The sequence below is a fragment of the Alcanivorax sp. HI0083 genome, assembly GCF_001635175.1.
Genome location: NZ_LWFX01000606.1, coordinates 1 through 7,155, shown reverse-complemented (window position 1 = coordinate 7,155; position 7,155 = coordinate 1). Strand labels below are relative to the sequence as shown.

General features: G+C 59.9%; 7 protein-coding genes. 4 read left to right on the top strand and 3 right to left on the bottom strand.

Annotated features, from left to right (window positions below):
• Window positions 1-268: DUF4442 domain-containing protein (locus tag A3754_RS06125; RefSeq protein ID WP_156496848.1), on the top strand; the 268-nt coding region annotated here is incomplete at its 5' end.
• 26 nt (window positions 269-294) lie between these two features.
• Here the strand turns inward: A3754_RS06125 and A3754_RS06120 are convergent.
• Window positions 295-909 carry a DUF924 family protein gene (locus A3754_RS06120; protein WP_063519097.1) on the bottom strand — a complete coding sequence of 205 codons (615 nt, stop codon included), beginning with the start codon at window positions 907-909 and terminating at the stop codon, window positions 295-297.
• Window positions 910-929: 20 nt separating this feature from the next.
• On the bottom strand, window positions 930-1,556 hold the full coding sequence (locus A3754_RS06115; RefSeq protein WP_063519096.1) for an arylesterase: 627 nt from the start codon (window positions 1,554-1,556) through the stop codon (window positions 930-932).
• Between the two features lies 1 nt (window position 1,557).
• On the opposite strand from A3754_RS06115, the gene A3754_RS06110 reads away from it, so the two are divergent.
• On the top strand, window positions 1,558-2,235 hold the full coding sequence (locus tag A3754_RS06110) for an ABC transporter ATP-binding protein (protein ID WP_063519095.1): 678 nt from the start codon (window positions 1,558-1,560) through the stop codon (window positions 2,233-2,235).
• A complete protein-coding gene (locus tag A3754_RS06105; protein ID WP_063519094.1) occupies window positions 2,228-4,639 on the top strand; it encodes an ABC transporter permease in 2,412 nt (803 codons plus the stop codon). Before A3754_RS06110 ends, A3754_RS06105 begins: the two co-directional genes overlap by 8 nt.
• On the opposite strand, the gene A3754_RS06100 is transcribed toward A3754_RS06105, so the two are convergent.
• Complete coding sequence (locus A3754_RS06100) at window positions 4,616-5,797, bottom strand: multidrug effflux MFS transporter (RefSeq protein WP_063519093.1); 1,182 nt, start codon at window positions 5,795-5,797, stop codon at window positions 4,616-4,618. The genes A3754_RS06105 and A3754_RS06100 overlap by 24 nt on opposite strands.
• 444 nt (window positions 5,798-6,241) lie before the next feature.
• Here A3754_RS06100 and A3754_RS06095 point away from each other — a divergent pair.
• The coding region (locus A3754_RS06095) for a sodium:proton antiporter (RefSeq protein WP_197468503.1) at window positions 6,242-7,155 on the top strand (914 nt) is incomplete at its 3' end.

Below are 7,155 nucleotides of genomic sequence, written 5' to 3'. Positions count from 1 at the left end.
CCCGTTCTACATGCTGATGGTGATGACCGTGCTTGGGCGCGATTATGTGGTCTGGGACAAGGCAGCGGATATAGAATTTGTCCGGCCCGGCAAGGGCCGGGTCTTCGCCCATTTTCAGCTCACCGATGCCATGATCGACGATATCCGCGCGAACACCGATGGGGGAGAAAAATACCTGCCGTGCTGGCCGGTTGAAATCGTGGATGGCGATGGAAACCGCGTGGCGGTGGTCAACAAGACGCTCTACATCCGCCGTAAACCCGCGTAGCGCCTTTCTCTACCGGAGCACCGGTTTTACTGCCCGAAACCGGAGCTGTTTTCCAGAAAGCTGAGCTCCTCAGCCGTGCTGTCCCGCCCCAGCGCGCGGTTGCGGTGCGGAAAGCGACCAAATTGCTGAACGATTTGCAGATGCTCCCGCGCGGATTTCAGCGAACTGTCCACATGGCTGGCCAGTGCCTGGGGCGCATTAGCCCTGATAGCCTCCAGTGCGCAAAGGCATTGCTGCTGCAGATCTTCGTCTTCGGCATGCATTAGCGGCATCACAAAGAAAACCTGCCCGCACAGCGGCAGCTTGCTGTGCATCTGCCGTGACAGCCCCTCAATGGCCAGCGTGGCGGCCCGATGATCACCACTGAAAGCCTGGGCCTGGCCGCGGTAGATATTGCGGGTGAACTGGTCCAGCAACAGAATCAGCGCCAGTCGCCCCAGGGGGGTTCTTTCCCAGTCCACCAGTTCCTGCTGCAGGGCCGCATCCACCAACGCACCAAAGCGGTGTGCAATTTCCGCATCGTCTCTAGCCGTAGCGGCAAACCATCGCTTGCTCATGTTGCCCGATGGCCAGCCATGCTCCAGGCCATCCTTAAACCAGTAATCCAGTATTTCCTGCCATGATGGGCCTAAATCAAACATCGGGGCTCGCTCGGTTGTATTTACTGATCACTCTTGCCTTGGCACTGCACAGGCAGTTGCGGCTCAATCACTGACAAGGCGCTTTCCAGCAACAGCGGCTGAGCATCAACGGTGGGGTGAATGCCATCATCCTGCACCCAACCCTGCTCAATCACGCCATCCAGAAAAAAGGGCACCCAGGGCGTGCTGGTGGATTGCGCAACGTCCTTGAATTGCTGTTCAAACAAGGCAGTGTACTGCTGGCCGTAATTGGGGGGAATGCGCATGCCCAACAGCACCGCGGTGGCTCCCGCTTCCCGCGAAAGCACGACCATTTGCTCCAGGTTCCTCGCCATGGCCATGGGCGACAAACCACGCAAACCATCGTTACCCCCCAGCTCAATCACCACCAGATCCGGCTGGTGACGTGACAACAGTGCCGGCAATCGCGTTTTGCCGCCGGCGGTGGTTTCACCGCTAACCGATGCATTGATGACGGGATAATCCGGGCACCTTTCCTGCAGTTGCTGGTCCATAAGAGCAACCCAGCCCGCCGACTTTTCAATACCGTAGGCAGCACTGATACTATCGCCCAGTATCAAGACACCGCTGGCGTGAACCGATGCTGTCACGCACAACAACTGAATCAGTAGAAGATATCTTGCCATGATGAATACAGCGTCTCCCGTTTTGCTTGCCCACAATGTCAGTAAGCGCGTTCAGGGCCCAGAAGGCGGGCTTGATTTGCTGCAGGATATCACGCTTGAGGTGAATGCCGGTGACAGCCTGGCGATCACAGGCCCTTCCGGGTCAGGCAAGTCCACCCTGCTCTCCTTGTTGGCGGGTCTTGATGTGCCCACGGCTGGTGACGTGAAACTCAATGGTGCCTCGTTCAGCCAGGCTGACGAGGACGAGCGGGCACGACTGCGTGGCGAACAGTGCGGCTTCGTGTTCCAGCATTTTCAGCTGATCAATGACCTCACCGCGCTGGAAAATGTCATGCTGCCGCTGGAAATTCTCAACCGCGAAAAGCGCCGTGAGCTGGCCATGCACTGGCTGGATCAGGTGGGCCTGGCCCACCGGCAACATCACTTCCCGGCACAGCTTTCCGGTGGCGAGCAGCAGCGCGTTGCCCTGGCGCGGGCTTTTGTTGTGTCGCCGGCCTTGCTGTTTGCCGATGAACCCACCGGCAGCCTGGATTTCGCTAACGGTGAGCATGTGGCCGATCTACTGTTTACGCTGAATGCGGAGCAAAAAACCGCGCTGGTGCTAGTCACCCATGACCCGCAGCTGGCCGGTCGCTGCCAGCGATCGGTCTCTCTGACGGAGGGCCGCCTCAGTGTTTAAACCCTGGCGATCCCCCGCATTTCGGGTTCAGGCCCTGGCCCTGCTGGTGGCGGCCTTTGCCATGACTGCCATGCTGATTCTGCGTGACAGCGTGGATCAGCGGTTCAATCAGCGAACCGCCGTGGCACTGGGGGCAGACTGGATTCTGGAAGGTTCCCGTTTCCCCGAAGAGAACCAGCAACAGGCCGTTGCCGATTTGCCCCATGCTGAAGCAACCGGTTTTGCCAGCGTACTGATCAATGAAGATCAGTTTTTGCTGTCCAGCATTCGCGCACTGTCCGACGGTTACCCACTTTATGGTGAGCTGTCGGTCAGCGACTCCCGCTTTAGCGAGCCTTACCCCGTGGGCCATGGCCCCACGCCAGGAACCGTCTGGCTGGCTGGCCAGGCGCTGGACCGGCTGGGGCTTAAAGCCGGGGAATTCATTACCCTTGGTGAGCGCAGCTTTCTGATCGACAAGGTGCTGGTGCAGGAGCCAGATCAACAGGCCGGCTTCTACAGCATGAACCCTCGTACCCTTATGCACCTGTCGGACCTGGAAAGTACCGGCGTGCTCGGCCCGGGAAGTCGCTACCGGCACCACCTGCTGGTGGCCGCCAATGGTGAGCAACGTGCAGCCCTGGATGAACAGCTTGGCGATAACCTGCGTCCGGACCAGTCCATCGAAACCGTGGCAACCACAGATCTGCGTAGCCGTGGCCCGGTGGAGCAAATGTTTCTGTGGTCGCAACTGGCGGTGATGCTGGTGGTGCTGCTGTGTGCCGCCGCCATTTATCTCACCGCCAACCATCGTGCGCGCCAGCAACAAACATTGTGTGCCGTGATGAAAACCGTAGGCGCTCGACAACGGCAAATCGTCCGGCGACTACTGGGTGGTGATGTGCTTGCGCTGCTGCTGCCGATCATTGCCGGTGTCGCGCTTGCCGTACTGGTGGGCTGGCAGCTCTCCGCGTTGCTCGGTGCGGAACAGTTTTTCATGGCGCCGGTGATCTGGGGACTGCTGGGCCCGGTGCTACTCTGGCTCGGATTTGCCGCGCCAACGCTGTGGGTGAGCCTGTCGCTGCCCGCCACCGCACTACTCAGTGGCCGTGAGGCGCCGACCCGACTGGGGCGGCGGGTTTTGCTCATCGCCATTGCCACGCCTGTTCCCCTGGCTGCCATCATGACCGGTTCGCTGGCCGCGTTGTGGCCGCTCTTGCTGCTCACCCTGGCAGTCTCGCTGGGGCTGCCAATGATTTTGTGGCCACTGGTGCAGTTACTGGACCGTTTCAGTACGCGCCTGAGCCTGCCCGCGCGGCTGGCCCTGCGCCGGTTGAGCCGCCGCAAGGCGACCACCCTGCCCTTGCTGGCAGCCCTGATCATTTCCCTGACCGTGCTTTCCATGTCGGTGCAAACCGGCAGGGAATTGCTGAGCGACTGGCGGGCCACGCTCCCGGAACAAGCGCCCAACTATTTCGTGATCAATCTGTTTGATCAGGATCTGGACGCCTTCAATGACTGGCTTGGCGCACACAACAGTGAATCCCAGCCGCTCTATCCGGTGGTTCGGGCCCGGCTCACCGCCATTAACGACGAGCCCGTTCGCAGCGCCGTTACCAAGGAAGAGGATCGGGCTGAACGCGCCCTGAACCGGGACCTGTCTCTCACCGAAGCCGATGCCCTGCCGGACAGCAACATTCTCACCGAAGGGCGCTGGGCCAGCGGCGCCAATGAAGTCACCGTGGAAAGCAAACTGGCGGATTCGTTGGGACTACAACTCGGGGATTCGCTCACGTTCACCGGCGCCGGGCCGACCATCAGTGCCACCGTGGTGGGGCTGCGTGAGGTGGATTGGGAAAGCTTTGCTCCCAATTTTTATTTCATCTTTTCGCCCGACACACTGAAGACGCAGGGCCGCACCTGGATCACCAGCTTTTTCCTGCCCGCAGATCAGCAGGCAGAGCTGGGCGATCTGGTCCAGCAATTCCCGCAAATCAGCTTGCTGGACGTAAATGCCATCCTGGCCACGCTGCAGGATATCATCGGCCAGGCTAGCCGTGCGGCCTTTGTGGTGGGCGTACTGCTGTTACTCGCTGCCCTGCTGGTGCTGATGGCGGCCCTGCTGGCTATGACAGACGCCCTGCGGCGGGACAACCGGTTGCTGATCGTGATTGGGGGCCGCCGCGCCTTGCTGCGTAAAACCGCGGCACTTCAAGCCTTCTATCTGTTCGGTGGGGCCGCATTGCTGGCCAATCTGATCCACCTGGCCGCCCTGATACCGCTCGGCACTCGCCTGTTCGACAGCCAGTTGCCATTGAGTGGCTGGCTGTTACTGCCGTGGGGAGTCGCCGGGTTGGTAACGCTGGCCGCCCTGCTGGCACCACCGCTGATGCCCAAAGGCTCAGGGCTGTCGGCGAGCCAATAGAGAGAATGCCACCCAGGCCGCCACGCTACTGGCGGCCATCAAGGCGGTCATGGGTAACGTGCTGCCATCGTGGAGCATGCCCAGCACCGAACCGATAACACCTGCCAACAGGAATTGCAGCGCGCCATTCAGCCCGGTGGCCGCACCACTGTCGCGATCGAACAAATCCAGGAAGCTGGCGATGCCGTTGGGCATGATCAACGCGACCATTCCTGCAGCAACCATGATCAGCGGCACCACCAGCCACAGCGTCAGCAAACCGGCCAGGGTTAAACCCAGCAAGGTGAGACAGGCCGCCACCTGTAACGCCAGTGCCACCTGCATGATTGATGCACTGCTGTAACGGCGCAGCAGCAAAACGTTTAACCGGTTCATGCCGAGCATGGTCACCACATTGGCGCCAAAATACAGGGGGAACTGCTCTGGCGTGATTCTAAAATACTCCATGTAAAGAAAGGCAGCATCGGTAATAAAGGTAAACATGGCGGCAAACGCCAGGCCATTGGCCAGAATAAAGCCCATGGCCTGGCGGTTACTCAACACCCGGCCATAAGCCAGGAACATGCGCTGGCGTAGCGGCTCGGTACCCGGTTTCACCGCCACGGTGGGCAGCAGGAAACGCACAATGCCAAAGAGCATGAATCCGTATATCGCCAGCATGTAGAAAATACTTTGCCAGCCAAACAACTTGAGCAGCAAAGCCCCCACTGCCGGCGCCACCAGGGGGGCCACCAGCATCACCAGGCCGATGGTGGTCATCACCTTGGCCGCTTCCTTGCCGGTAAAATGATCTCGTACTGAGGCCGCCGCAATAACCACCGTGGCACCACCACCCAGCGCCTGTAGAAAGCGCAGCATGTACAGCATCTCGATATTCGAAGACAGCGGAATGCTCAGGCAGCCAAGAATAAACAGGGTCAGCCCCACATAGGCCACCGGTTTGCGGCCAAACTGATCCGACAGCGGCCCGCCCAGCCACTGGCCCGCAGCCACCCCCAGTACATAGACACTGACCGACACCTCCACTGCATGGATTTCAACGGCGAAATGGCCAGACATGGCCAGCAATGCCGGGAGGTAGGTGTCAATGGCCAAAGGCCCCAGTGCCACCAGGGTGGCGAGCAAGAATGCCAGGCGGCCGGGAGAAAGGTTTTGCATGAAGTATCCTGATGCCGGCCCCGGTGCACGTTTTGCGCCCCTTGGGAGCCCAGATTGAGAATGATGCGGGGTAAAGACGGATATGCCGGAGCGGTTCAGCAATGCCCCGCAAACTCAGCCTCAAGAGCGCAATCGCACGCAATGGTACCGCAATGCTCTAACCCTTTCAGTCGATTTATGAATCAGGTTCAATGTTTGCAGGTAAAAACAGGTTGCGACAGGGCTGAGGGGCTGTGACTATTAGCCGGCTCACGGGTAAGCAGCCCGGCGCTTGATGCCCGAATACGCGTTTACCGCCACCCGCAATCATGCATAATGCGGCTTGGCTCGTGGCAGCATGACCGCAATCGTATTGCCCTGCCCGTGGCTACCGCAATGCCCATCTCGCCGGCCAATGGATAAGTGCCCGCCAGATGTGGATCCGTTTCATCACCTAGGAACTTCATGGATTTAAGCGTCCCTTTCCAGCTAGCCATCATCACCGTGGCTGCGTTTGCCTGCCAGTGGCTGGCTTGGAGAATCAAGCTCCCCGCCATCCTGCCCTTGTTGCTTACCGGCCTTGCCCTTGGCCCGTTCTTTGACGTACTGCAACCCAAGGAGCTGTTCGGGGACCTGCTGCTTCCCGGTGTTTCACTGGCGGTATCCATTATTCTGTTCGAAGGCGCGATGACGCTGCGCTTCGATGAGATTCGCGGCCTGGAAAAAACCGTGCGGCGGCTGGTCACCTGGGGCGCGCTGGTCACCTGGAGCATCGTGACGGTCTCTGCCTGGTGGGTGCTGAAGCTGCCGCTGGGCCTGGCCTTGTTGTTCGGTGCCCTTGTTGTGGTGACCGGCCCCACCGTGATTGTTCCCCTGCTGCGCAGCGTGCGGCCCGTGAGCAGTGTGTCGCGCCTGCTTCGCTGGGAAGGGATTGTGATCGACCCGCTGGGCGCAATTTTCGCGGTACTGGCCTATGAACTGGTAGTGGCAAGCGGACAGGACGGCGCGGTGCTGCATACACTCTGGCTGTTCTTCCAGACCATCGGTGTGGGTGCCGCCATCGGTTGCGTTGTGGCGTTTGGGCTCGCCGAGCTGCTGCGCCGCCACCTGATTCCTGAATACCTGCGCAGTTTTCTGGTGCTGTCCTCGATCATTGGCGAATTCGTTCTGGCCAACGGGCTGAGTGAAGAATCCGGGCTGGTAGCCGTTACCGCCACCGGTATCGTGCTGGCCAACCGCAAAGGAGTACGCACCGACGACATTCTCCACTTCAAGGAAAACTTGTCGGTGATGCTCATTTCCGGCCTCTTTATTGTGCTCGCGGCACGACTGGAAATGAGCGAGCTGAGCCAGCTTGGGCTCACGGCTCTGGCGGTACT